Source organism: Streptomyces sp. enrichment culture (assembly GCF_964273145.1).
Lineage (GTDB): Bacteria > Actinomycetota > Actinomycetes > Streptomycetales > Streptomycetaceae > Streptomyces.
On record NZ_OZ186873.1, the window covers coordinates 4,636,196 to 4,661,428 of the forward strand.

Here is a 25,233-nt window from a genome sequence, read left to right on the forward strand (position 1 = left end):
GGAACCCCATGACCACCCCCGCCGCCGACGGTTTCCGCATGCCCCCCGAGTGGGCCCCGCACGAGCGCACCTGGATGGCCTGGCCCGGCCCCAACCCCACCTTCGACGACCCCGAGGACCTCGCCGCCGCCCGCGCCGCCTGGGCGTCGGTCGCCCGCGCGGTCCGCCGCTTCGAGCCGGTCACCGTGGTGTGCGGCCCCGGCCGGTCGGAGGAGGCCCGCTCCCTGCTCGGCCCGGACGTCGACACCGTCGAGCGGGACCTCGACGACGCCTGGATGCGCGACATCGGCCCCACCTTCGTCACTGACGGGCGGGAACTGGCCGCCGTGGACTGGACGTTCAACGGCTGGGGCGCCCAGGAGTGGGCCCGCTGGGACCACGACTCCCGGATCGGCGCGTACGTCGCCGGCCTCGCGGGCGCCCGCACCTACGCCTCGAAGCTGGTCAACGAGGGCGGCGGCATCCACGTCGACGGCGAGGGCACCGTCCTGCTCACCGAGACCGTCCAGCTCGGCCCCGAGCGCAACCCCGGCTGGACCAGGGAGCAGGTCGAGGCGGAGATCCACGCCCACCTCGGCACCGAGAAGGCGATCTGGCTGCCGCGCGGCCTCACCGCCGACTACCCGCCCCACGGCCACGGCACCCTCGGCCACGTCGACATCGTCGCCGCCTTCGCCGGCCCCGGCGTCGTCGTCGCCCACCACCAGCCGGACCCGGCCCACCCCGACCACGAGGTGACCGAGGAGGTCATCGGCATCCTGAGGTCCGCCACCGACGCCCGCGGGCGCCGCCTGGAGGTCGTCGAGGTCGCTGCGCCGACCGTCCTGGAGGCCGACGGCCACTGGGCCGACTACTCCTACATCAACCACTACCTCTGCAACGGGGGCGTCGTGCTGTGCGCCTTCGACGACCCGCGCGACGAACTCGCGGCCGGGATCTTCCGCCGCCTCCACCCCCGACGGACCGTCACCCTGGTCGACGCGCGTACGATCTTCGCCGGCGGTGGAGGCATCCACTGCATCACCCAGCAGCAGCCGAAGGTCTAGGAGCCGCAGATGGCCGGTGCGGCACGGCCGCGCAGGAACGCGCCACCGCGCGAGCAGGTCCTGGCCGCCGCCATGGAGATGATCGCCGAACGCGGTCTGGAGAAGCTCACCATGGCGGCGCTGGGCCGCGAGGTCGGCATGAGCAGCGGCCACCTGCTCTACTACTTCGGCTCCAAGGACGAACTGCTGCTGCGGACCCTGGAGTGGAGCGAGGGCCGCCTCGGCGCCGAACGCGGCCGGCTGCTCACCCGCGGCGGGACCGCCCGGGAGCGCCTGGACGCCTACGTCGACCTGTACGTCCCCGACGGCCATCGCGACCCGCACTGGACGCTGTGGCTGGAGGTCTGGAACCGCTCGCAGAACGCCGCCGCGGACGCCCGCGACCGGCAGGCCGCCATCGAGGGCGCCTGGCACCGCGACCTGGTCGCCCTGCTCGCCGAGGGCGTCTCCCGCGGCGAGTTCCGCCCCGTCGACCCCGACCGCTTCGCGACCCGCCTGCGCGCCCTCCTCGACGGCTTCGCCATCCACGTCGCGATCGGGCTGCGGGGCGCGGACCGGGCGCACGTCCTCGGCCACGTACGGGAGTTCCTGGACGAGAGCCTCCTCGCGGACACCTGAACGCCCGCCCGGGTTGTACGTCATGCGTCGGATTGACCCGGTCCTCGCCGGTGCGCTTGGCTGGGGCAGCCCTCGGCGCGGGGCCGGGGGAGAAGCGTCCGACCAGGGGGAAGTGTGCGTACAACCATGCGGGGGATGTCCGTCGCCGTGCTCGCGGCGGTGACGGCGGCGGTGTCGGTGGCCCCGGCCACGGCCGTGCCGGAGCCGCGGACCGAGCGGATCACGGTGTCGGCGGCCGGCGAGCAGTTGGCGGCGTCCTCGGGCGGGCCGTCGCTCAGCGCCGACGGGCGTTACGCGGCGTTCGCCACGGCCGACGCCGGTGTCGTACCGGGTGACACCAATGGGGAGTCCGACGTGTTCGTCCGGGACCTGCGCCGGGGCACCGTCGAACGGGTCAACGTGGCGACCGACGGCACGCAGGCCGACGCCGGCAGCCACAGCGCCCGGATCAGCGACGACGGCCGGTACGTGGCCTTCATCTCCGGCGCCCGGACGCTGGCCGAGTGGTCCGAACCGTCGGCCACCCGGCCGTCCGACGTCTACGTCCACGACCGTCGCACCGGCCGCACGGAGCGGGTCAGCGCCGCCCCCGACGGCGGGACCGCCCTTGTCCGGGACGGCTTCGACCTCTCCGGCGACGGGCGCTACGTCGCCTTCAGCGCCGCGCGGATGGAGAGCGGGGGCTCCGGCCACACCCGCGCCTATGTCACCGACCGGCGCACCGGCGAGACCCGGCTGATCAGCGACCGCGTTCCGGCCGACTGGTACGTCCCGAACGTGCGGCTGAGCGCGGACGGTACTCACCTCGCCTACACCCAGCGCCATCCGCGCGGCGGGCCCGGCGAGCTGTGGCTGGCCGATCTGCGCACCGGCGAGCAGAAGCAGCTCAACGTGACACCGGAGGGTGAGAAGACCGACGGCGTGCCGGCGGGCGTATCGCTCTCGGCGAACGGCCGGTATGCGGTGTTCAGCTCCTTCGACGACGCACTCGTCCCGGGGACACCGGCGTACACCTGGGAGCTGTACCTCCGCGACACCCGCACCGGCACCACCCGGCGGATCACTCACGAGGGCACGGGCGGGCTGAGCGGGGGCCAGCTCTCCGCCGACGGCCGCACCCTCGCCTACCAGCGGGAGACGGCCCTGCCGGACGGCGGCACCGCCGACAACGTATACGTCCGGGACCTGGCCACCGGACGGACCACGCTCGCCACCCCGGGAGTGACCGGCGAACCGCTCACCGAGGGCTACACCGCGCCCACCGGCTTCGCCCGCGGCGGCCGGCTGCTGGGTCTCGCCTCGTCCTCGGCGCAGCTGGTTCCGGGGGACACCAACGGAGAGTCGGACGGCTTCGTCCGCCGTGTGCGGTGAGTGAACAGAAGCTCGCATACTGAGACACCCGTGAACGCGGGGGCGGTCTGTGCCAGACTGCCCCCGTGCTCTCGTTCGCCACGATTATTGGCAGCAGGCGCGCCGGTCCGCAGTGACCGCCACGTACGACCCGGTACGGGCGGACACCGTCGTCCTCGACCCGCGCGCAGACCTCTCGCACCCGCGAGAGGTTTTTCGTTTTCCCGGCCCACCCCGAGCCGGGAAGGGAGCGCGAGGGATCATGAGGACGGTGGAGCCGGTCATTCCGGTAGACCGAGATCCCATACAGGAGCCCTGAAGATCATGACCGCAACCAGCGAGCTCGACGATTCGTTCCACGTCTTCGACACCACGCTCCGCGACGGCGCGCAGCGGGAGGGCATCAACCTCACCGTCGCGGACAAGCTGGCCATCGCGCGGCACCTGGACGACTACGGCGTGGGCTTCATCGAGGGCGGCTGGCCCGGCGCCAACCCGCGGGACACGGAGTTCTTCGCCCGCGCCCGGCAGGAGGTCGAGTTCCGGCACGCCCAGTTGGTCGCCTTCGGCTCCACCCGCCGCGCCGGCACCACCGCGGCCGAGGACCCGCAGGTCAAGGCGCTGCTGGACTCCGGCGCCCCGGTGATCACGCTGGTTGCCAAGTCCCACGACCGGCACGTCGAGCTGGCGCTGCGCACCACCCTGGACGAGAACCTGGAGATGGTCCGCGACACCGTCTCCCACCTGCGCGCCCAGGGCCGCCGCGTCTTCGTCGACTGCGAGCACTTCTTCGACGGCTACCGCGCCGATCCGGAGTACGCCAAGGCGGTCGTCCGCACGGCCGCGGAGGCCGGGGCGGACGTCGTCGTCCTCTGCGACACCAACGGCGGCATGCTCCCGGCGCAGATCCACGCCGTGGTCGCCACGGTCCTCGCCGACACCGGCGCCCGCCTCGGCATCCACGCCCAGGACGACACCGGTTGCGCGGTCGCCAACACCCTCGCCGCGGTCGACGCCGGCGCCACCCACGTCCAGTGCACGGCCAACGGCTACGGCGAGCGCGTCGGCAACGCCAACCTCTTCCCGGTCGTGGCGGCGCTGGAGCTGAAGTACGGCAAGAAGGTCCTCCCCGAGGGCAGGCTGCGCGAGACCACCCGCATCTCGCACGCCATCGCCGAGGTCGTGAACCTCACCCCCTCCACCCACCAGCCCTACGTCGGTGTCTCCGCCTTCGCCCACAAGGCCGGCCTGCACGCCTCCGCCATCAAGGTCGACCCCGACCTCTACCAGCACATCGACCCCGGACGGGTCGGCAACACCATGCGGATGCTGGTCTCCGACATGGCCGGCCGCGCTTCGATCGAGCTGAAGGGCAAGGAGCTCGGCATCGACCTCGGCGGCGACCGGGAGCTGGTCGGCCGGGTCGTCGAGCGGGTCAAGGAGCGCGAGCTCAAGGGCTACACCTACGAGGCCGCCGACGCGAGCTTCGAACTCCTGCTGCGCTCGGAGGCCGAGGGCGGGCCGCTGAAGTACTTCGAGGTCGAGTCCTGGCGCGCGATCGTCGAGGACCGCCCCGACGGCACCCACGCCAACGAGGCCACCGTCAAGCTGTGGGCCAAGGGCGAGCGCATCGTCGCCACCGCCGAGGGCAACGGCCCGGTGCACGCCCTCGACCAGGCCCTGCGCGTGGCCCTGGAGAAGATCTACCCGCAGCTGGCCCGGCTGGAGCTGGTCGACTACAAGGTCCGCATCCTGGAGGGCAGGCACGGTACCCAGTCCACGACCCGGGTCCTCATCTCCACCTCCGACGGACGGGGGGAGTGGGCCACGGTGGGCGTCGGGGACAACGTCATCGCCGCCTCCTGGCAGGCCCTGGAGGACGCCTACACCTACGGGCTGCTGCGGGCCGGGGTGACGCCGGCGCGGTAGATCCCCTCCCGTAGCGGGCGCCGCCCCCCGGACCGGAGCGCGGCGCCCGCGAGCGCTCCCACCCGATCCGGGGCGGACTCCTGTGCGATGGGTGACCTATTTGGGTTAATTTCGGGTAGTTTCTAGGTATGAAGGCCGCGACAGTCACCCGAGGTCCCGCCGGACTGCTGATCGCGCTGGCGATCGCCGTCCTGACCGCCGCGGCCGCCTTGGCCGCCCCGTCCGCGCAGGCCGCCCCGTCCGCCCCGTCCGCGCAGGCCGCCCCGCGCGCCCCCGCGGCCACCGACGTCTCCGCCATCGCCGAGGCCCTGCGCGAACGGCCCGTGTACGTCGATCCGGCCGCCTCCGCACTGCTGTCCGAGGGCGAGGCCCAGGTCCTGGCCGACCGGATCGAGGACGCGGACAAGCCGCTCTTCGTGGTGGTGCTCCCGGCCGACTACCCCACCGAGAACCTCTTCACCGACCTGCGCACGGCGACCGGTGTCACCGGCCTGTACGCGGTCCGGCTCGGCGACCGGTTCGACGCCCGCGCCGACTCCGCGGTGCTGCCGCGCGCGGCCGTGGGCAACCTCGTCGGCAGCGTGCAGGGCGAGGACGCGCGCACCCAGCTCGACAACTTCACCGACCGCGCCCTGGCCAACATGGGCGGCGGGGCGCCGAGCGGCTGGAACGAGGGCGCCGGCGGCGGGGTGTCCACCACCGCGCTGATCACCGCGGGCGCCGTGCTCGTCGCCGGCGGCGCGGGCGCGTACACGCTGGTGCGGCGCAACCGGCGCCGTCACGAGGAGGAGCAGCGGGCCGCCCTGGAGAGGCTGCGGGTCGTGGTGGACGAGGACATCACCGCCTTCGGCGAGGAACTGGACCGCCTGGACTTCCACCCGGCCGAGGCGGGCGCCGACGACGCCATGCGCGCCGACTACACCCGCGCCCTGGACGCCTACGAGGAGGCCAAGACCGCCATGGCCGACGCCCGCGGACCCGAGGACGTCCGCGCCGTCACCCAGGCCCTGGAGGACGGCCGCTTCTCGCTCGCGCAGCTCGCCGCCCGCAGGGAGGGCCGTCCGCTGCCCGAGCGGCGCCCGCCCTGCTTCTTCGACCCGCGCCACGGCCCGTCGGTCGCCGACGTCACCTGGACCCCGCCGGGCGGCGCGACCCGCGAGGTCCCGGTCTGCGCCGCCGACCGGACCCGCCTGGACGAGGGCCGGGACCCGATGGTCCGCGAGGTGGACACCGAGTACGGCCGCCGCCCGTACTGGGACGCCGGTCCCGCCTACGGCCCCTGGGCGGGCGGTTACTTCGGCGGCGGCCTCCTGCCCGGCCTGCTGGTGGGCACCATGCTCGGCGGCATGATGGCCACCCCCACGTACGCCGCCGACTACGGCTCCGGCTACGGAGACTTCGGCGGCGGCTACGAAGGCGGTGACGTCTCCGGCGCGGACTTCGACTCCGGTGACTTCGGCGGCGGGGGCGGTTTCGGCGGAGGCGACTTCGGCGGCGGCGGTGGCGGAGGGGACTTCGGCGGCGGGCTCTGACGCCCCTGCGGGCGCCTCCGCTGCGCCGGGCGCCCGGGCGCCCTCGGTCCTCCCGCCCCGCCCGCGGCGGCCCGGCGGAAGGGCGGGCCCACGACCGCCGACCGGGACGGCGGGTACGCCGCACCCGGCCGGACCGCCGCCGAGCGCGGCCGGGAGGGACGTCCGCCCACCCGGCGGGCCCACCCTTCCGGGCCGGGCGCGCGGGTCCGCGCCGAGCGCGTGCCGCCGCCCGCCGGACCGCCCCGGCCGGCCGGTTCCGCGAAGGGGCGGCGCCGGCGAGGTTCCCCCGGCGCCGCCCGGGTGGTAAACGGCAGGAGCATGACCCCACCCGCCGCCCCGCCCCCCTCCGGCCCCCCGCCGTCGCCCCGTTCCGCCCCGGCCGCCGCACACCGGCCCCCCACCCGCCGCGCCGTCCTGCTCGCGGCGGCCCTCGCCACCGCGCTCGCCCCGGCTCCCCCCGCCCGCGCCGCCCCGGCGGACCCCGACCCCTACGCCGCCCTCCGCCGCCGCTGGCTCGGCATCGCCCTCGGGGCCGGCTACGACCCGGCCGCCGAACCGTACGCCTCCCGCCTCGCCGAGACCGGCGCCCTCGCCCGCGCCTTCCGGGCCGCCATGGCCCCCACCCCCACCTCCCTGTGGCCCGGCCGGCCCTTCGACCCGCCGTCCGGCATCACCTTCGGCTACGGCCGCCTGTGGACCATGACCCAGGCGTACGTCCAGCAGGGCACCGGCTCCACCGGCGACCCCGCCCTCCTCGCGGACGTCCTGCGCGGCCTGGACCACCTCTCCGCCACCGTCTACCACCCCTCCACCACCCCCTACGGCAACTGGTGGGAGTGGCAGATCGGCAGCCCCCGCCTCCTGACGGACATCACCGCCGCCCTGTACGACCACCTCGGCGAGGACCGGATCGCCGCCGCCTGCGCCGCCGTCGACCACTTCGTCCCCGACGCCGCGCTGGGCGCCTACACGGGCACGTCCACCGGCGCCAACCGCGTCGACCTGTGCCGCTCGGTCGCCCTGCGCGGCATCCTCGGCCGGAACCCCGCCAAGATCGCCCTGGCCCGGGACGCGCTCTCACCGGTCTTCCCGTACGTCACGCGGGGCGACGGCCTGTACGCCGACGGCTCGTTCGTCCAGCACACCTGGGTGGCGTACTCGGGCACCTACGGGCAGGTCCTGCTCGACGGCCTCGGACGGCTCTTCACCCTCCTCGCAGGCTCCGAGTGGGAGGTCACGGACCCCGCCCGGCAGAACGTCCTCGACAGCGTCGAACACGCCTTCGCGCCGTTCCTCCACGACGGGCTGATGATGGACGCCGTCAACGGGCGCGCCATCAGCCGCGGGTACCTGGAGAGCGACGACCGGCGGGTCATGCGCGGCGACCACTTCCACGGGCAGGGCGTCATCGCGGCGATCGCGCTGCTGGCGGGCGGGGCGAGCCCGGCGGAGCGGGACCGCTGGCACGCGCGCGTGAAGGGGTGGATCGAACGGGACACGGTCAGCCCCGTCCTGACGGCGCGGCAGTTCGACGTGGCCGACCTGGCCCGGCTGCACGCCGTCGCCGCCGCGCCCGTCCCGGCCGCGCCCGAGCCCGTAGGGCACCGCCTCTTCGCGGCCATGGACCGCGCCGTGCACCGCCGCCCCGGCTTCACCGTCGGCATCGCCATGGCCAGCGACCGCATCGCGCACTACGAGTGCGGCAACGGCGAGAACCCGCGCGGCTGGCACACCGGCGCCGGGACGACGTACTGGTGGGCGGGGTCCGGCGGAGGATCGGACCAGTACACGGACTGGTTCTGGCCCACCGTCGACTGGTACCGCCTGCCCGGCACCACCGTCTCCACCAAGCGGCTGCCCGACCGGGCGGGCGGTGAATGGGGCGCGCCCAAGCCCGACGTGCGCTGGGTCGGCGGCACCACCGACGGCGAGTACGCGGCGATCGGCCAGCACCTGAAGGGCCTCGGCTCGACCCTCGAGGCCCGCAAGTCCTGGTTCTGCCTCGCCGACGAGGTGGTCTGCCTGGGCGCCGGGATCACCTGCGCCGACGGTGTGCCCGTCGAGACGGTCGTCGACAACCGCAACCTGGGGGAGGCCGGCGCCACCGCCTTCACCCGGGGCCCGGGCTGGGCGCACCTGGAGCACCACGGCGGCTGGATCGTCCTCGACGGCGAACTGAGGACCCTGCGCGAGGACCGCACCGGCGCCTGGTCCGACATCAACAGCGCCGGCACCACCGAACGCCGCACCCGCCGCTGGCAGACCCTCTGGCTGGACCACGGCACCGATCCGGACGGCGCCGGCTACGCCTACGTCCTCCTGCCCGGCGCCGGCCGCCGCCGGACCGCCCGCCGCGCCGCCGCCGCGCACCGGCTGTCCGTGCTCGCCAACGACACCGCGTGCCAGGCCGTCGCCGTTCCCTCCCTCGGGGTGACGGCCGCGAACTTCTGGCAGGCTGGCACGGCGGGCCCGCTCACCGCCACGGCGGGCGCGAGCGTGCTGGTCCGCCACCGGGGCCGCACCGCCGCCCTGCGCGTGAGCGAGCCACCGCGCACCGGCCGGCCGCTGGAGATCGTCTGGGACCGTCCCGTGCGCGGGGTGGCGCGGGCCGACGAGACGGTCGAGATCCTCGGCACCGGCCGCCGATTGCGCCTGCGCGTCACTCCGGGGGAGGAATGCGCCACCCACGGATGTGAGGTGACTCTCGGCTGACCGCTTTGTACGGCCCCTACAAGCGGTGGGGCCCCTGAGCAGTCGAAACGGCTGCATGTCGGCGGGGTTCTGTTCAGGGGTACCAGGAAAACCCGTCGGAGACTGTACGGAGTCGACGGCTCGCTTTTCTCGGTCCGCTTCGTATGGTCGCTACATGACCGTTTTGGATGATGCGCCGAGCGAACCGAAGGACGCGCGCGGGCGAGTGGCCGAACTGCACGAGATTCGTGCGCGGGCACTGGCCGGCCCCAGCGAGCGGGCGACGCAGGCGCAGCACGCCAAGGGCAAGCTGACCGCACGCGAGCGCATCGAGCTGCTCCTGGACCCGGGCTCCTTCAACGAGGTCGAGCAGCTGCGCCGCCACCGGGCCACCGGGTTCGGCCTGGAGGCGAAGAAGCCGTACACCGACGGCGTGATCACCGGGTGGGGCACGGTGGAGGGCCGGACGGTCTTCGTCTACGCCCACGACTTCCGCATCTTCGGCGGCGCGCTGGGCGAGGCCCACGCCACGAAGATCCACAAGATCATGGACATGGCCATCGCGGCCGGTGCCCCGCTGGTGTCGCTGAACGACGGCGCCGGCGCCCGCATCCAGGAGGGCGTGGCCGCCCTCGCCGGGTACGGCGGCATCTTCCAGCGCAACACCAAGGCGTCCGGTGTCATCCCGCAGATCAGCGTGATGCTCGGCCCGTGCGCGGGCGGCGCGGCCTACAGCCCCGCCCTGACCGACTTCGTCTTCATGGTCCGCGAGACCTCGCAGATGTTCATCACCGGCCCGGACGTCGTCAAGGCCGTCACCGGCGAGGAGATCACCCAGAACGGGCTCGGCGGCGCGGACGTGCACGCCGAGACGAGCGGCGTGGCCCACTTCGCCTACGACGACGAGGAGACCTGCATCGCCGAGGTGCGCTACCTCCTCTCCCTGCTGCCGCAGAACAACCGGGAGAACCCGCCGCGGGTGGAGTGCGCCGACCCGGTCGACCGCCGTTCGGACGCCCTGCTCGACCTGGTCCCGGCCGACGGCAACCGGCCCTACGACATGGCCAAGGTGATCGAGGAGATCGTCGACGACGGCGAGTACCTGGAGGTCCACGAGCGCTGGGCGCGCAACATCATCTGCGCCCTGGCCCGCCTGGACGGCCAGGTGGTCGGCATCGTCGCCAACCAGCCCCAGGTGCTGGCCGGCGTCCTGGACATCGAGGCCAGCGAGAAGGCCGCCCGCTTCGTGCAGATGTGCGACGCGTTCAACATCCCCATCGTCACCTTCCTCGACGTCCCGGGCTTCCTGCCCGGTGTCGACCAGGAGCACGGCGGCATCATCCGCCACGGCGCGAAGCTGCTGTACGCCTACTGCAACGCGACCGTGCCGCGCATCTCCCTGATCCTCAGGAAGGCGTACGGCGGCGCCTACATCGTCATGGACTCCCAGTCCATCGGCGCCGACCTCACCTACGCCTGGCCGACCAACGAGATCGCCGTGATGGGCGCCGAGGGCGCCGCCAACGTCATCTTCCGCCGGCAGATCGCCGAGGCCGACGACCCCGAGGCCATGCGCCAGAAGATGGTCAAGGAGTACAAGGCCGAGCTGATGCACCCGTACTACGCGGCCGAACGCGGCCTGGTGGACGACGTCATCGACCCCGCCGGGACCCGCGAGGTGCTCGTCAGGTCCCTGGCCATGCTCCAGACCAAGCACGCCGACCTGCCGTCCCGCAAGCACGGCAACCCGCCGCAGTGACCCCGAGGAGCCTGTCGCATGTCCACACCTGACATCCGTGTCGAGAAGGGCCACGCCGAGCCCGAGGAGGTCGCCGCCATCACGGCCGTCCTGATGGCCCGCGCGGCGGCCCGCCCCGCCGAGATCGCCGCGCCGGCCCGCGGCGGCCGCGTGCGCGCCGGCTGGCGCCGCCTGGAGCGCGAGCCGGGCTTCCGCGTCCCGCACAGCTGGCGCTGACCGGTACGGAAAAAGGGCCCCTCCCCACAGGAGGGGCCCTTTTCCCGTACCGGTGCGGTCACAGGCCCCGAGGCGCGCGGCGCCCGGCCACCCGCGCCCCGCACCCGGCACACGACACGGCAACGGCCCCCGACGGCCACTGGGCCGTCGGGGGCCGTTGCGCAACCATGCCGCGGGGCTACCGCAGCCGTGCCATCAGCGCGTGTTCCACGAGCGTGATCAGCGCGCTCTTGGCGTCCGCGCGGTGGCGGGCGTCGGTGGTGATGATCGGGGTGTCGGGGCCGATCTGCAGCGCCTCGCGCACCTCGTCCGGCGTGTACGGCTGCTGGCCGTCGAAGCCGTTGAGGGCGATCACGAACGGCAGTCCGCTGTTCTCGAAGTAGTCGACGGCGGGGAAGCAGTCGGCGAGCCTCCTCGTGTCGACCAGGACCACCGCGCCGATGGCGCCGCGCACGAGGTCGTCCCACATGAACCAGAAGCGGTCCTGACCGGGCGTACCGAACAGGTACAGGATCAGGTCCTGGTCGAGCGTGATGCGGCCGAAGTCCATGGCGACCGTCGTGGTCGTCTTGTCCCCGGTGTGGGTGAGGTCGTCGATGCCCGCCGAAGCAGACGTCATGACGGCCTCCGTGCGCAGCGGGTTGATCTCCGAGACGGCGCCGACGAACGTGGTCTTGCCCACGCCGAAGCCGCCCGCCACCACGATCTTCGCGGAGGTGGTGGAGCGGGAAGGACCGCCGCTAGAGCTTGCGAAGTCCACTGAGCACCCTTTCGAGCAGTGTCACGTCTGGCTGGCCGCCGGCGTTCTCGTCGCCGCCGGGCTGATGGATGGCGACCAGTCCCGCCTCCGCCAAGTCGGCGACGAGGATCCTGGCCACGCCGAGGGGGATGGTCAGCAACGCCGAGATCTCGGCGACCGACTTGATCTCTCGGCAGAGGTTGCAGATCCGCTGATGCTCGGGCAACTGGCCCTGCATCTGGTGCGGCTGCGCGGTGGTGTGCACCAGCGCCTCGATGGCGAGCTGGTAGCGGGGCCTGGTACGGCCGCCCGTCATGGCGTACGGACGCACCAGGGGGTTGTTCGACGTCCCGGAGGGCGCCGGCTCAGGGGTGCGGCGCGGAGGCTGCACGGGATGGATGCGCGGAGCCTGCGGCTGGTCGTACGGCGACGGGCCGGGGACCGGCGGGACGTACGGCTGGCCGTGGCTCGGTGCGGAGGGGAAGTTGTACCGGTTCTGGGAACCATCGACCGGACCCTGTGCAGGGTCGTACGACCAGTTGCCCGACGACGAACCGCCTGGGGGTGTTGCCACTTTCTCCTCCTCCGACTGTGCCTGGCACCCATCATTGTGGAGCCGCGTCCCGAAACCTTACGGCCCCGGGACGCCAAAACGCACCGTCTGTCCTTTAGTTGAGAAGGCTCCCTTGGAGCTCCGCGCGGAGATCCGGGGTCAGGACCGTGCCGGCGCGGTCCACGAGCAGGGCCATCTCGTACCCAATGAGGCCGATGTCCGCCTCCGGGTGCGCGAGAACCGCGAGCGAAGAACCGTCGGAGATGGACATGATGAAGAGAAATCCTCGCTCCATCTCCACAACCGTCTGGTTCACACTGCCGCCCTCGAAGATGCGCGAGGCACCGGCGGTCAGCGAGGTCAGACCGGAGGCGACGGCCGCGAGCTGGTCGGCGCGGTCGCGCGGGAAGCCTTCGGACATCGCCAGAAGGAGTCCGTCGGCGGAGACCACCACCGTGTGGGACACCCCCGGGGTGTTGTCCACGAAGTTGGTGATCAACCAGTTCAGGTTCTGTGCCGCCTGGCTCATCGGGCTCACACTAACGCTCCTGGTTGTAGGTGCTGTCAGGACCGAAGCCCTGGCCGTTCGTTTCACTGCCTGCGCTGCGGCCTCGTTGGACGCCGCGCCGCAGGTTGCTCAGCCTGCCCCGGACGTCCTCCGGGGCGCGGGAGACCTGTGGGCCGCCCTGGGTGGTGGATTCGGCGGAGCCGTCGACCAGGTTGGCCTTGGGAATCCGCCGCGGCAGGCCGGAGGAGGTCACTCCGCCCGCCTTGGGCTTCCGGAGCTGAGCGGCCTGGTGCCAGCGTTCGTCGTTGACCGAACGCCAGGAGCCGTCGTTCTCCGGGGCGGAAGCCGGCGCTTCCTGCTGCACGGGCTGCGCGCCACCCGCGTCGCCCTCGCCGGAACCGCGGCGGGGAAGCCCGGCGTCGGTCATCTCGTGGGCGGCGGAGGGAGCCGTTCCCGGATGGCCGAAGCCTACGTGGTCCGCCTCGCCGGCGTCAGCGGCCTGCGCGGATTCCGCTTCGGGGGCATTCGCAGGGTACTGGTTCGGGTAGCCGTTCCGGTAGGCGTCCTGCTGCGGCCAGTCGTCCTGGTGACGCCGCTGCGCGAAGGCCGGGAAGCCCTCCGGCGCACCGGTGCCGGCCGCCGCGGGGTCCTCCTGGGGCGGTTCCGTGTACGCGGGCTCGGGGTAGCCGCCGTTCGGCCGGAAGCCGTCGCCCTGCGGCAGACCGCCACCCTGCGCGAAGTGCTGGTCGCCGTAGGTCTGGTGCTGTCCGGTGTCGTAGCCCGCCTGCTGGTCGCCGTAGGTCTGGTGCTGTCCGGTGTCGTAGCCCGCCTGCTGGTCGCCGTAGGTCTGGTGCTGTCCGGTGTCGTAGCCCGCCTGCTGGTCGCCGTAGGTCTGGTGCTGCCCCGTGTCGTAGCCCGCCTGCTGCTGCGGGTGGCCGTCCTGGCCGTCGCCGTAGCCGAGCTGCGGGTGCTGACCGGTGAACTGGTCGGCGTACGGGGTCTCCTGGGCGTCCTGCGCCGCCTGCGGGGCGTGCCGGCCGTGCGACTGGGACTCCAGGGCCGCACGGCGCTCCTCGCGCATCAGGGAGCGGCCGACGGGGTTCAGCCCGCGCGGGTCGTCGGAGGCCTCGGAGTAGCGGCTGTCGTCGAAGCCGAGCTCCGCGGCCGTGCGCACCGGCTGCTGGTGGGCATCGGCACCCGGGACGTTCTGCTCCGGGATGATCTGCGAGACGGTGAACTCGTCGCGCTCGGCCTGCTGCTCGCCGCCACCGCCGTGCGTGATGGCGTCCGGCAGCATGACCAGCGAGGTGGTGCCGGCCTGCTCGCCCGAGGGGCGGAGCTGGACGCGGATGCCGTGCCGGTCGGACAGCCGGCCGACCACGAACAGGCCCATGCGCTGCGAGATCGTGGCGTCCACGGTGGGCGGGTTGGCCAGCTTGTGGTTGATGTCCGCGAAGTCCTCGGCGGTCAGGCCGATGCCCTTGTCGTGGATCTCGACCATCACGCGGCCGTCCGGCAGCCGGGTCGCGGTGACGCGGACCTTGGTCTGCGGGGAGGAGAACGTGGTGGCGTTCTCCAGCAGCTCGGCGAGCAGGTGCACGAGGTCGGTCACGGCCTGGCCGTGGATCTCGCAGTCGGGAACACCGGCCAGCTCGATGCGCTCGTACTGCTCCACCTCGGAGGAGGCGGCGCGCAGCACGTCGACCAGCGGGACCGGCTGGTCCCAGCGGCGGCCGGGCTCCTCGCCGGCGAGGACCAGGAGGTTCTCGCCGTTGCGGCGCATACGGGTCGCCAGGTGGTCCAGCTTGAAGAGGTTCTCCAGCTGGTCCGGGTCGGCCTCGTTGTTCTCCAGGTCGGTGATCAGGCTCAGCTGGCCCTCGATCAGCGACTGGTTGCGGCGCGAGAGGTTGGTGAAGATCGCGTTGATGTTGCCCCGCAGCAGCGCCTGCTCGGAGGCGAGCCGGACCGCCTCGCGGTGGACCTGGTCGAAGGCACGGGCGACTTCGCCGATCTCGTCGGTCGAGGTGATCGGGATCGGGGTGACGCGGGTGTCGACACGGCCGGGGTCGGTGCGGGAGAGCTGGTCGACCAGCATCGGCAGGCGCTGCTCGGCGATACCGAAGGCGGCGCTGCGCAGCTGGCGCATCGAACGGCTCATCTGGCGGGCCACCATGCCGGCCAGGATGAACGCGGCGAGCAGGGCGATCACGACGACCGCACCGGTGATGAACGCGTCGCGCTGGGCGTCGTCGGCGATGCCGGCGGCCTCGGCCACCGCGGCATCGGTCATGTCCGTCTCGATCGTGCGGTACGCGTCGAACTTGAGGGTGTTGACCGCCCACCAGTTCTCAGGGGTGATGCCCTGCCGGGCCAGGGCGGCGCGGGCGCTGCTCTGCGTGGACGACAGCTGGGCCAGCTCCGAGACCATCGTCGTCGGGTTCGACGGCGGGGGCACGTAGTCCGGGTCCTTGGCCTTGGCCTCCTTGGCCATGGCCGCGGCCTCCGCCCTGACCTTCGCCTCGGCCTCGTCGAGCTTCTCGGCGTCCCCCTCGAGGCCGCCGCCGAGGTACTCCTCCATGGCGATGCGCTCGAGGTAGGCGTACGACGACAGCGCGACGCGCTGGCTGGCCAGGTGGCTGGGCTCGGGGCCCGGCTTGACCAGCAGCTGCATGCCGATGGACCGCTCCAGCGACAGCGCCGCCTTGGTCAGCCCCATCGCGTAGACGGCACGGCCGTAGGAGGTGATGTTGCCGGTGCCCAGACCGAGCTCGTTGGCGAACTCCATCAGCGGGTGGGCGACCTGGGTGTAGCCCTCCTGGGTCTCCACGCCCTTGAGCTTGGAGGTGTAGGCGGCGGCGCGCAGCGTCTGGAGCTTGGGCTCCTGCTCGTGGAACAGCTTCAGGCGCCGCTCCAGGCCCGGCTTCTGCGGCATCTCCTGCGCCGCCCGGTCGAAGGCGTCGGCCGCCTTGTCGGTGGCCTTGCGCACCTTCACGACGGTCTGGTCGTCCTGGCCCTTGCCCTGGAGCAGCGGCGCCGCCGAGACGTCCCGCTCGTTGTAGAGGGCGTCGGCGTACGCCAGCGAGGCCTGCACCAGACGCGCGGTCTTCTCGGCGTCCTCGGCCTCCTGCCAGGTGTCGATCGAGCTCTTCACCTGGAAGCCGCCCATGACCAGGCCGACCAGCACGGGTATGAGGAGGATCGCGTTGAGCCGGGTCGTCACCCGCCAGTTGCGCGGGGAGAAACGGCCGCCGCTCGGGGCGGGCGCGGCCGTCGGTTCCGGACCGGGCACGGGGGCGGGCGCCGCTGTGCGCGGCGGCGGGGTGAAGTTGCCCCGAGCCGCCGACGGCTCGGAACTGTTCTTGCTTCGCCTCACTCGACCAACAACCTCTCGGCGGTCGGCACCAACGTGTGCCGCAGTGTTTCAGAGCCCGGTACGCCATCGAGTACGCAGTACGACTGGGTACGTCTTTGACCAGGGGGCAGTTCAGGCATTCCAGCACGACGACCTGCGCTCTTCCAAACAGTGGAACCAGGGGATCCCACACGAGGCAACCGCCCGATAAAACGGTCATAAAGAGCGAGCCCCGTCAAAAGACGGGGCATTCGTGAGCACAGTGAGACCGGATGTGCGCGACGCGTGGTTGTACCACCCGATTCCTCTGCCGAAACGTTATGAACATCGAAGCCGACCGTGTCAAAGGCCACAGCCGGTCCCGCGCCGCCTCACGGCGTCCCGCAACTGTCGCGGTCCGCCGCCGATTTGGCCGCTACCGCAGCCGTGCCATCAGCGCGTGTTCCACGAGCGTGATCAGCGCGCTCTTGGCGTCCGCGCGGTGGCGGGCGTCGGTGGTGATGATCGGGGTGTCGGGGCCGATCTGCAGCGCCTCGCGCACCTCGTCCGGCGTGTGCGCCTGCCGGCCGTCGAAGCCGTTGAGGGCGATCACGAACGGCAGTCCGCTGTTCTCGAAGTAGTCGACGGCGGGGAAGCAGTCGGCGAGCCTCCTCGTGTCGACCAGGACCACCGCGCCGATGGCGCCGCGCACGAGGTCGTCCCACATGAACCAGAAGCGGTCCTGACCGGGCGTACCGAACAGGTACAGGATCAGGTCCTGGTCGAGCGTGATGCGGCCGAAGTCCATGGCGACCGTCGTGGTCGTCTTGTCCCCGGTGTGGGTGAGGTCGTCGATGCCCGCCGAAGCAGACGTCATGACGGCCTCCGTGCGCAGCGGATCGATCTCGGAGACGGCGCCGACGAACGTGGTCTTGCCCACGCCGAAGCCGCCCGCCACCACGATCTTCGCGGAGGTGGTCGACCGGCCTCCGTCAGAGCTTGCGAAGTCCACTGAGCACCCTTTCGAGCAGTGTCACGTCCGGCGCTCCGCCGGCGTTCTCGTCGCCACCGGGCTGATGGATGGCGACCAGTCCCGCCTCCGCCAGGTCGGCGACGAGGATCCTGGCCACGCCCAGCGGCATGTTCAGCAGCGCCGACACCTCGGCGACCGACTTCACCTCGCGGCACAGGTGGCAGATGCGCTGGTGCTCCGGAAGGAGCCCCACGAGCACGGCCGGGTCGGCCGTCGTGCTGATCAGCGCCTCGATGGCGAGCTGGTACCGCGGCCTGGTGCGGCCGCCGGTCATCGCGTACGGACGGACCAGCGGCTGGTCGCCCTCGTCCTCGTACGGCTCCGCGTACGGATCATGAGAGGCGGTGGGCGGGTTCATGGATCCTCCGGGCAGGACAGCAAGTCGGTCAGTCAAGCCGTCTGACGGGGCCGGTGGGGGGATTGTGGCGGCCGGACGGTGATTTGGTGAGGTGGGTGGTGCCGGGCCGATCAGTGAAGCAGACTGCCTTGCAGTTCGGCGCGCAGGTCGGGCGTGAGTACCGCCCCCGCGCGGTCGACGAGGAGGGCCATCTCGTAGCCGACGAGGCCGATGTCGCACTCCGAGTGGGCGAGCACGGCCAGGGACGAGCCGTCCGAGACGGACATCAGGAAGAGGAACCCGCGTTCCATCTCCACGACCGTCTGCGCCACCGTGCCGCCCTCGAAGATCCGGGACGCCCCGGCGGTCAGCGAGGTCAGGCCGGAGGCGACGGCCGCGAGCTGGTCGGCGCGGTCGCGCGGGAACCCCTCGGACATCGCCAGGAGGAGTCCGTCGGCGGAGACCACGACGGTGTGGGACACCCCCGGGGTGTTGTCCACGAAATTCGTGATCAACCAGTTCAGGTTCTGTGCCGCCTGGCTCATCGGGCTCAACTAACGCTCCTGCTGGTGAGTGGGCCGCGGGAAGCTGCCGGTCTGGGCGGCTCCCGCCTGTCGGCCCTGTGCGATACCCCGACGGAGATTGGTCAGCCGGCCACGCACGTCGTCGGGCGCGCGCGAGATCTGCGGACCGCTCTGGGTCTGCTGCTGCTGAGCCGTGCCGGGCACGAGGTTGGCCCGGGGCACGCGGCGCGGCAGGCCTGAGGTGGTGACACCGCCCGCGGCCGGCTGCCGGACCCGCTCGGCCTGCCGGACGAGCTCGTCGTTCGGCGAGCTGCGCCAGGCTGTGGCGGCGGGACGCCGGGCTGCGGGGGAGGCCTCCTGCGCCTCCTGCGCCTCCTGCGGCGGCTCGGCCGCCGGGCCGCCCTCCTGCGCACGCTGCTCGCCGCGGAACCAGTCGGTCTCCAGCGTGTCGTACAGCGGCGTACGGCCGCCGGTACCGGTGCCGGTGCCGGACGTCGAAGGCAGCGCCTCGGACTCCTGGCGGGCGGGACGCGCCTGGGCAGTGGGGAAGCCGGACTGCGCGTGCGCGCCGCCGTCCTGCGGCTGCTCGAACCGGCCCGCCGTCCCGGACGGGTTGGCGCGCTCCGGCAGGGCGTGCCGGCCCGTGGAGCCGTTGTCGTACGCCCGCGGGGCGGCGAACCCGTCCGCGGACGCGGGATCGTCCTGTCCCGCGGACGTGCCGAAGAGGTCCGTGCGGGCGGACGGCCCGGTGTGCTGCGGATCGCCGGCACCGGGAGCCGGGGCGCCGAAGTCCCGGCGGGCGAACTCGGCGGTCGATCCGGGGCCCTGGCGGTCGCCGGTCGCCGGGAACGCCGGCATCTGCGCCGTGGAGCCGGGGTCCTGACGGTCGTCGGCGCGCGGTGCGCGGGACGCCGGGGAGACGTCCGGCTCCTCGTGGCCGCGCGGGGTGTCCAGCGAGGCGCGCGGCGCCGGAGGCTTGGCGTCGCCGTCACCCCAGCTGGGCACGCGGGGCTGCGGACCGCCACCGGGAAGCTCGGCCCGCGGGCCACCGCGCGGCGGCAGCTGCGGCCGGCGGCCCCGCTCGGCGTCGCCGCCGGACTCGCCCTTGCCGCGCCGCCGCGTCGGGCCGGTGCCCGGCCGGGGCTGGTCGAGGCCGGCGGAGGAGCCGCGACCGCCGAAGGCGTCCGGGCGCTGCGGCGCGTTCAGTCCCGCGGCCTGCAGGCCCTGCGGGGCACCCGGGGCCTGGCCGGCACCGGCATCGGCAGCTCCGGCCGGGCCCGGGCGGCCCTGCTGCGGCGCCGGAGCCTGCCGGCCCCGCGGTCCGCCCGGCTGCCCCGGACGGCCGTCGCGCCCGGTCAGCGCGGTGCGCGCACCGGGGCCGCCGCCGAGGGCACCGCCCCCGGGAGCGCCGGGCCCGCGGCCACCGCCCTGGGCGGCCGCCGCCCGCCGGGCCGCCGCCGCGCCGGCCGCGGCCTGCGCGACGGCCGAACCGCCGCTCGCGCCGGGCTGGCCCTGCTTGGGCTGGGGCTTCCTGCCGCCCTGGGCGACGTCGACGGGCAGCATGACCAGCGCGGTCGTACCACCGGAGTCGGAGGGGCGCAGCTGGATGCGGATGCCGTGCCGCTGCGACAGCCGGCCGACCACGAACAGACCCATGCGGCGGGAGACGGAGACGTCCACCGTCGGGGGGGAGGCGAGCCGCTCGTTGATCGCCGCCAGGTCCTCCGGCGACAGACCGATGCCGGTGTCGTGGATCTCCACCAGGACGCGGCCGTCGGGCAGCGCGTGACCGGTGACCTTGACCTTGGTCTGCGGCGAGGAGAACGAGGTCGCGTTCTCCAGCAGCTCGGCGAGCAGGTGCACGAGGTCGTTGACGACCCGGCCGGCCACCTCGGTGGTGGGCACGGACGACAGCTCGATGCGTTCGTACTGCTCCACCTCGGAGGCGGCGGCGCGCAACACGTCGACCAGCGGGACCGGGCGGGTCCAGCGGCGGCCCGGCTCCTCGCCGGCGAGGACGAGGAGGTTCTCGCCGTTGCGGCGCATGCGCGTCGCGAGGTGGTCGAGCTTGAACAGCGAGGAGAGCTGGTCCGGGTCGGCCTCGCGGGACTCCAGTTCGGAGATGAGCGACAGCTGGCGCTGGATCAGGCCCTGGGAGCGGCGCGAGAGGTTGGTGAACATCGCGTTGACGTTGCCCCGCAGCAGGGCCTGTTCGGCGGCGAGGCGGACCGCCTCGCGGTGCACGTCGTCGAAGGCCGCGGCCACCCGGCCGATCTCGTCCCGGGAGTGCAGGCCGACCGACTCCACGGAGGTGTCCACGTCCTGCGGGTCGGACTCCGAGAGCTGCTTGACCAGCTCGGGCAGGCGGTCCTGGGCGACGCGGGTCGCGGTGTCCTCCAGCCGGCGCAGCGAGCGGATCATGCTGCGGGCCATGACGAAGGCGCCGACCATCGACACACCGAGCACGAGCAGGATCAGCGCACCGGAGATGATCGCCTCGCGCTCCGACTCGCTGTGCAGCTCGCGCGCCTTCTGCTCCATGTCCTCCAGCAGCGAGTGCTCGATGTTCTTCATCTGCTGGATCTTGGTGGAGCTGTCGTCCAGCCAGTCCTGGTAGGACCGCTTCTCGATCCTCTCGATGGCGCCGTCGGTGCTCAGCACGCGGCCCGCGTACTTGTCGGAGGCCTCGATCGTCGGGTTGCCCTGGTCGATGGGCTTGAGGAGGTCCTCGGCACCGTCGCCGTAGATGCTGGTGAAGCTGCGCAGCTCGGAACGCTGGCTCTGCAGCGCGGCCTCGGCGTAGAGCCGGTCGTTCTCGGAGAGGTCGCCGGCCTCGCTGGTGCTCGCGGGCAGTGCCGCGGCGATGACCGCGCGCTGCACTGAGGCGTACTCCTTGGCGGTCGAGAACGCCGCCAGGGCGCGCGTGCGCTGGATCATCTCCGGGTTGCTGGTCGCCTCCGCCATGTCCTGCGAGAGGTCGAGCAGGTTGGTGATCAGGCGGTGGTAGGCGTCGACGGTCCGGGTCGAGTTCTCCCTGGACTCGTAGGCGGTGCTGCGGATCTTGTTGAGGTCGTTCAGGTCGCTCGCGAGACCGACGAGGCTGTCCCGGACGCCGTGGAGGGTGCCGTCCTTGCTGGCGCTGTCGATCTCCTCGGAGCTCTCGAGGAAGTTCTTCAGCGCCCGGTCGGTCTTCTCCCGGTCGCCCTTGACGGACAGGGCGCTGGCCTTGGAGCCGTGGGCCAGCGGACCGGCGGACTGGTCGCGCTCCTCCTGGAGCGCGGCGGCCAGCTCGGTGGCCTGCTTCGTCATCTCCGTCAGCAGCTTCATGTTGTCGAGCTGCTGCATGTCCTCCAGGGACTGGCTGATGCGCATGGCGCCCAGCGAGGTGGCCGCGACCACCGGGAGCGCCAGCAGCGACACCAGACGCGTGGAGATGCGCCAGTTGCGCAGGGCCATGCGCGAGCCGGGGCCCACGGGTTCCTTCGGCGGCTTGACCGCCGGCGAGGGGCTCGCCGGCCCGGAGGGGAACGACGCGCCGGGGCGCCCGGAACGCCCGCCGCCGGACGCGGCCGGGCCCTGCTTCTGGGCGTGCTGGGGCGAGGAGCCGACGGCCATGGGACCAGTCCCGCCGTGCGGCTCCGGGTCCGCCGAAGCGCTGCCATCCCTCTTGAAACGTCCCTGCACTAGCGTCGCAACCTCTGGACCAGGCGCCCTGCCGCGTGAACGGCCGGGCACGGTGTCGGCGTCATGGGGGCGCCCTGAATACGCCCCCGTGGTGTGGTCGTGAGTGACCGGCGCTGGTTCCCCCTTCTCGCCCGCCGCTCGGCGCTTGACTGCGCTCCCTGTGCGCCGGCTCGATCCTGCGGCGGTCCGTGGAATTCCAGCACAGTGCCGGATCTCCAACAAGGCCCATGGGACGGGCCACGGCCTAGGTGACGGCTTGTGAGTGACGGATCACCGCGCGTAGAAAGTGATCTTTGCTGAAACGGGCTTATGCGGGCAATCCGCCCGACTTCAAAGGGTGTCCCAGTCGCCATGATCAGGAGCGGAATGATGGCTTCAGGTATCCGATGTCCGTTTCGTTGCGGTGGAATGCGGGTCTGGATTGACCGAATTGCCCATGCTTAAGTGAGGAAACTCACATGCTGATCGCGAGGCCTCCCCGTCTTGGGGTGGGAATCGCATGTTTAGCCTGGCGCTTTACAGAGATGGCAAAACCGACAACTCGCGCCCGCGCGGGGGTCCCAGGACCCTCCCGGCGCCCGGACACGACAAGGATCTCGTACAACCGTGAAGACGACGATGATGTTCCACAAGATCGCCAACCCGCGGCGCACCACGCTGGCGCACCTGAAGGACGCCGGCTCGCTGCAGACGCCGGAACGGCCGGAGCACCCCGTCGAGCTCCCCGCCCGGACCGCCAACCCCAAGCGGACCGTGCTGAACGAGATCCCGGCCCAGGCCACGGCGGCCGAATAGCGGGCACCGTGCGGTACGCACCGCACCGCACGGACGGAGCACCCCGGCCGCCGGCCCCCAGCCGGCGGCCGGACGCGTACCCGGGGACGTCCGCGCGGCGCGTCCGGCGACGGCCCGCCCGGAACGCGCGGGGCGCCCGCCGGGAATGCGCGAGGCGCCCGGCTCCCGCCGCGTTAGCCTGGAGCGTCAGACTTCAGCCAGCTCAGTCAAGGGGCCAAGCAACCCGTGCGCATCGCCAGGTTCTCCATCGACGGGAACGTAGCCTTCGGCGCGGTCGAAGGCGACCAGCCGGAGGAGCTCGTCCTCGACATCATCAAGGGCATCCCGTTCGCGGACTTCGAGCTCTCCGGCACCAAGGTGCCGCTGAGCAAGGTACGGCTGCTGCCGCCGGTGCTCCCCAACAAGATCGTGGCCTTCGGCCGCAACTACGCCGAGCACGCGCGCGAACTCGGCAACGAGGTGCCCGACGCCCCGTTCGCCTTCTTCAAGCCGTCCACCTCCGTCATCGGCCCCGGCGACGAGATCCAGTACCCCTCCTTCTCGCAGGAACTGCACCACGAGGCCGAGCTCGCCGTCGTCATCGGCCGCATGTGCCGCGAGGTCCCGCGCGAGCGCGTCCAGGACGTGATCCTCGGCTACACCTGCGCCATCGACGTCACCGCCCGCGACGTGCAGAAGCGTGAGAAGCAGTGGGCCCGGGCCAAGGGCTTCGACACCTCCTGCCCGCTGGGTCCCTGGGTGGAGACGGACCTGGACCTCGCCGCCGCGTCCGACCTGACCATCCAGCTCACGGTCAACGGACAGCAGCGCCAGCTCGGCCGCACCAGCGAGATGATCCACCCGATCGAGGACCTGATCGTCAACATCTCCGAGGCCATGACGCTGCTGCCCGGCGACGTGATCCTCACCGGCACCCCCGCGGGCGTCGGCCCCCTCAACGTCGGCGACGAGGTCGCCGTCACCATCGAAGGCATCGGCACTCTCACCAACAAGGTTGTCAAGCGTGGCTAGCGCACCCGGCTCTCCCGTACGCGTCCGTTTCTGTCCCTCGCCCACCGGTAACCCCCACGTGGGCCTGGTCCGCACCGCCCTGTTCAACTGGGCGTTCGCCCGGCACCACGGCGGCACCCTGGTCTTCCGCATCGAGGACACCGACGCGGCCCGCGACTCCGAGGAGTCGTACCAGCAGCTCCTCGACGCGATGCGCTGGCTGGGCTTCGACTGGGACGAGGGCCCCGAGGTCGGCGGCCCGCACGCGCCGTACCGCCAGTCGCAGCGCATGGACCTCTACAGGGACGTCGCGCGCAAGCTCCTGGAGGGCGGCTACGCCTACCACTGCTACTGCTCCCAGGAGGAGCTGGACACCCGCCGCGAGGCCGCCCGCGCCGCGGGCCGGCCCTCCGGCTACGACGGCCACTGCCGCGAGCTGAGCGACGCCCAGGTCGAGGAGTACAAGGCCCAGGGCCGCGAGCCGATCGTCCGCTTCCGCATGCCCGACGAGACGATCACCTTCACGGACCTGGTCCGCGGCGAGCTGACCTTCACCCCGGAGAACGTCCCGGACTACGGCATCGTCCGCGCCAACGGCGCCCCCCTCTACACGCTCGTCAACCCGGTCGACGACGCCCTGATGGAGATCACCCACGTCCTGCGCGGCGAGGACCTGCTCTCCTCCACCCCGCGCCAGATCGCCCTCTACAAGGCGCTGATCGAACTGGGCATCGCCAAGGAGATCCCGCACTTCGGCCACCTGCCGTACGTGATGGGCGAGGGCAACAAGAAGCTCTCCAAGCGCGACCCGCAGTCCTCCCTCAACCTCTACCGGGAGCGCGGCTTCCTCCCCGAGGGACTGCTCAACTACCTCTCCCTGCTCGGCTGGTCCCTCTCGGCCGACCAGGACCTCTTCACGATCGACGAGATGGTCGCGGCCTTCGACGTCCGCGACGTGAACCCCAACCCGGCCCGCTTCGACCTCAAGAAGTGCGAGGCGATCAACGGCGACCACATCCGCATGCTGGAGGCGAAGGACTTCGCCGAGCGCTGCCGCCCGTGGCTGAAGGCCCCCTTCGCCCCCTGGGCCCCGGAGGACTTCGACGAGGCCAAGTGGCAGGCGATCGCGCCGCACGCGCAGACCCGCCTGAAGGTCCTGTCCGAGATCACCGACAACGTCGACTTCCTCTTCCTGCCCGAGCCGGTCTTCGACGAGGCCAGCTGGAACAAGGCCATGAAGGAGGGCTCGGACGCCCTGCTGCGCACGGCCCGCGAGAAGCTGGACGCGGCCGACTGGACCTCCCCCGAGTCCCTGAAGGAGGCCGTCCTGGCGGCCGGCGAGGCCCACGGCCTCAAGCTCGGCAAGGCCCAGGCCCCGGTCCGCGTCGCCGTCACCGGCCGCACGGTCGGCCTGCCGCTCTTCGAGTCCCTGGAGATCCTCGGCAAGGAGAAGTCGCTGGCCCGCATCGACGCGGCGCTGGCGAAGCTGACCGCGTAGGACGGCCCACGCGCCCGTCAGGGGCGGCACCCGCGGTCACCGGGTGCCGCCCCTTCGCCGTTCCCGCCCCGGACCCGCTGTCGTGCCGGGCGTTACTGTT

At 72.4% G+C, this 25,233-nt stretch carries 19 protein-coding genes; 11 read left to right on the plus strand and 8 right to left on the minus strand.

Annotated features, from left to right (window positions below; genetic code table 11):
- Positions 1-8 precede the first annotated feature (8 nt).
- From ACSU6Z_RS21025 to ACSU6Z_RS21060, 8 genes are all read left to right on the plus strand, one after another.
- Positions 9-1,046 carry an agmatine deiminase family protein gene (locus tag ACSU6Z_RS21025; protein ID WP_437047768.1) on the plus strand — a complete coding sequence of 346 codons (1,038 nt, stop codon included), beginning with the start codon at positions 9-11 and terminating at the stop codon, positions 1,044-1,046.
- Between the two features lie 9 nt (positions 1,047-1,055).
- Positions 1,056-1,664, plus strand: coding sequence for a TetR/AcrR family transcriptional regulator (locus ACSU6Z_RS21030; protein ID WP_437047770.1), 609 nt, complete (start codon positions 1,056-1,058; stop codon positions 1,662-1,664).
- 135 nt (positions 1,665-1,799) lie between these two features.
- Entirely contained in the window at positions 1,800-3,035 is a 1,236-nt protein-coding gene (locus tag ACSU6Z_RS21035) for a TolB family protein (RefSeq protein ID WP_437047773.1), read from the plus strand.
- Positions 3,036-3,338: 303 nt separating this feature from the next.
- The gene (cimA, locus tag ACSU6Z_RS21040; protein ID WP_437047774.1) at positions 3,339-4,943 is read left to right on the plus strand and encodes a citramalate synthase; all 1,605 of its coding nucleotides are present in this window, start codon (positions 3,339-3,341) and stop codon (positions 4,941-4,943) included.
- A 128-nt stretch (positions 4,944-5,071) separates the two neighbouring features.
- Positions 5,072-6,475, plus strand: a complete 1,404-nt coding sequence (locus ACSU6Z_RS21045; RefSeq protein ID WP_437047776.1) for a hypothetical protein — start codon at positions 5,072-5,074, stop codon at positions 6,473-6,475.
- A 318-nt stretch (positions 6,476-6,793) separates the two neighbouring features.
- Positions 6,794-9,187 (plus strand): polysaccharide lyase 8 family protein, encoded by a 2,394-nt coding sequence (locus tag ACSU6Z_RS21050; RefSeq protein WP_437047778.1) that lies wholly within the window; start codon positions 6,794-6,796, stop codon positions 9,185-9,187.
- Between the two features lie 154 nt (positions 9,188-9,341).
- The gene (locus ACSU6Z_RS21055) at positions 9,342-10,925 is read left to right on the plus strand and encodes an acyl-CoA carboxylase subunit beta (RefSeq protein WP_437047780.1); all 1,584 of its coding nucleotides are present in this window, start codon (positions 9,342-9,344) and stop codon (positions 10,923-10,925) included.
- A gap of 18 nt (positions 10,926-10,943) precedes the next feature.
- On the plus strand, positions 10,944-11,141 hold the full coding sequence (locus tag ACSU6Z_RS21060) for an acyl-CoA carboxylase subunit epsilon (protein ID WP_437047781.1): 198 nt from the start codon (positions 10,944-10,946) through the stop codon (positions 11,139-11,141).
- A 178-nt stretch (positions 11,142-11,319) separates the two neighbouring features.
- On the opposite strand, the gene ACSU6Z_RS21065 is transcribed toward ACSU6Z_RS21060, so the two are convergent.
- The 8 genes from ACSU6Z_RS21065 to ACSU6Z_RS21100 all read right to left on the minus strand — a co-directional run bounded on the left by ACSU6Z_RS21065 (position 11,320) and on the right by ACSU6Z_RS21100 (position 21,850).
- Positions 11,320-11,901 (minus strand): GTP-binding protein, encoded by a 582-nt coding sequence (locus ACSU6Z_RS21065; RefSeq protein WP_055515381.1) that lies wholly within the window; start codon positions 11,899-11,901, stop codon positions 11,320-11,322.
- A complete protein-coding gene (locus ACSU6Z_RS21070) occupies positions 11,882-12,454 on the minus strand; it encodes a DUF742 domain-containing protein (protein ID WP_437047783.1) in 573 nt (190 codons plus the stop codon). Before ACSU6Z_RS21070 ends, ACSU6Z_RS21065 begins: the two co-directional genes overlap by 20 nt.
- A 94-nt stretch (positions 12,455-12,548) precedes the next feature.
- The gene (locus tag ACSU6Z_RS21075) at positions 12,549-12,962 is read right to left on the minus strand and encodes a roadblock/LC7 domain-containing protein (RefSeq protein ID WP_004983065.1); all 414 of its coding nucleotides are present in this window, start codon (positions 12,960-12,962) and stop codon (positions 12,549-12,551) included.
- Positions 12,963-12,972: 10 nt separating this feature from the next.
- Positions 12,973-16,314, minus strand: a complete 3,342-nt coding sequence (locus ACSU6Z_RS21080; protein ID WP_437047785.1) for a nitrate- and nitrite sensing domain-containing protein — start codon at positions 16,312-16,314, stop codon at positions 12,973-12,975.
- A gap of 394 nt (positions 16,315-16,708) precedes the next feature.
- Positions 16,709-17,284: a GTP-binding protein gene (locus tag ACSU6Z_RS21085; protein WP_437047786.1), complete on the minus strand. Its 576-nt coding sequence runs from the start codon at positions 17,282-17,284 to the stop codon at positions 16,709-16,711.
- A complete protein-coding gene (locus tag ACSU6Z_RS21090) occupies positions 17,265-17,663 on the minus strand; it encodes a DUF742 domain-containing protein (protein ID WP_437047788.1) in 399 nt (132 codons plus the stop codon). Before ACSU6Z_RS21090 ends, ACSU6Z_RS21085 begins: the two co-directional genes overlap by 20 nt.
- Before the next feature lie 110 nt (positions 17,664-17,773).
- On the minus strand, positions 17,774-18,187 hold the full coding sequence (locus tag ACSU6Z_RS21095; RefSeq protein ID WP_358781032.1) for a roadblock/LC7 domain-containing protein: 414 nt from the start codon (positions 18,185-18,187) through the stop codon (positions 17,774-17,776).
- A 9-nt stretch (positions 18,188-18,196) separates the two neighbouring features.
- Positions 18,197-21,850 carry a nitrate- and nitrite sensing domain-containing protein gene (locus ACSU6Z_RS21100; RefSeq protein ID WP_437047789.1) on the minus strand — a complete coding sequence of 1,218 codons (3,654 nt, stop codon included), beginning with the start codon at positions 21,848-21,850 and terminating at the stop codon, positions 18,197-18,199.
- Between the two features lie 606 nt (positions 21,851-22,456).
- Here ACSU6Z_RS21100 and ACSU6Z_RS21105 point away from each other — a divergent pair.
- The 3 genes from ACSU6Z_RS21105 (at position 22,457) to gltX (ending at position 25,133) form a co-directional block, all read left to right on the plus strand.
- Positions 22,457-22,645 (plus strand): hypothetical protein, encoded by a 189-nt coding sequence (locus ACSU6Z_RS21105; RefSeq protein ID WP_437047791.1) that lies wholly within the window; start codon positions 22,457-22,459, stop codon positions 22,643-22,645.
- Positions 22,646-22,870: 225 nt separating this feature from the next.
- Positions 22,871-23,656, plus strand: a complete 786-nt coding sequence (locus tag ACSU6Z_RS21110; protein ID WP_437047793.1) for a fumarylacetoacetate hydrolase family protein — start codon at positions 22,871-22,873, stop codon at positions 23,654-23,656.
- Positions 23,649-25,133 (plus strand): glutamate--tRNA ligase, encoded by a 1,485-nt coding sequence (gene gltX / locus ACSU6Z_RS21115; RefSeq protein ID WP_437047794.1) that lies wholly within the window; start codon positions 23,649-23,651, stop codon positions 25,131-25,133. The genes ACSU6Z_RS21110 and gltX overlap by 8 nt, the downstream gene beginning before the upstream one ends.
- The last annotated feature ends 100 nt before the right edge of the window (positions 25,134-25,233 follow it).

Excerpts from the sequence above, each read along its gene's own strand:
- ACSU6Z_RS21035 (WP_437047773.1), top strand. The coding sequence starts at position 1,800 with ATGTCCGTCGCCGTGCTCGCGGCGGTGACGGCGGCGGTGTCGGTGGCC.
- ACSU6Z_RS21055 (WP_437047780.1), top strand. The coding sequence starts at position 9,342 with ATGACCGTTTTGGATGATGCGCCGAGCGAACCGAAGGACGCGCGCGGG.
- ACSU6Z_RS21050 (WP_437047778.1), top strand. The coding sequence starts at position 6,794 with ATGACCCCACCCGCCGCCCCGCCCCCCTCCGGCCCCCCGCCGTCGCCC.
- cimA (WP_437047774.1), top strand. The coding sequence starts at position 3,339 with ATGACCGCAACCAGCGAGCTCGACGATTCGTTCCACGTCTTCGACACC.
- ACSU6Z_RS21075 (WP_004983065.1), bottom strand. The coding sequence starts at position 12,962 with ATGAGCCAGGCGGCACAGAACCTGAACTGGTTGATCACCAACTTCGTG.
- ACSU6Z_RS21030 (WP_437047770.1), top strand. The coding sequence starts at position 1,056 with ATGGCCGGTGCGGCACGGCCGCGCAGGAACGCGCCACCGCGCGAGCAG.
- ACSU6Z_RS21095 (WP_358781032.1), bottom strand. The coding sequence starts at position 18,187 with ATGAGCCAGGCGGCACAGAACCTGAACTGGTTGATCACGAATTTCGTG.
- ACSU6Z_RS21045 (WP_437047776.1), top strand. The coding sequence starts at position 5,072 with ATGAAGGCCGCGACAGTCACCCGAGGTCCCGCCGGACTGCTGATCGCG.
- ACSU6Z_RS21090 (WP_437047788.1), bottom strand. The coding sequence starts at position 17,663 with ATGAACCCGCCCACCGCCTCTCATGATCCGTACGCGGAGCCGTACGAG.
- ACSU6Z_RS21060 (WP_437047781.1), top strand. The coding sequence starts at position 10,944 with ATGTCCACACCTGACATCCGTGTCGAGAAGGGCCACGCCGAGCCCGAG.
- ACSU6Z_RS21025 (WP_437047768.1), top strand. The coding sequence starts at position 9 with ATGACCACCCCCGCCGCCGACGGTTTCCGCATGCCCCCCGAGTGGGCC.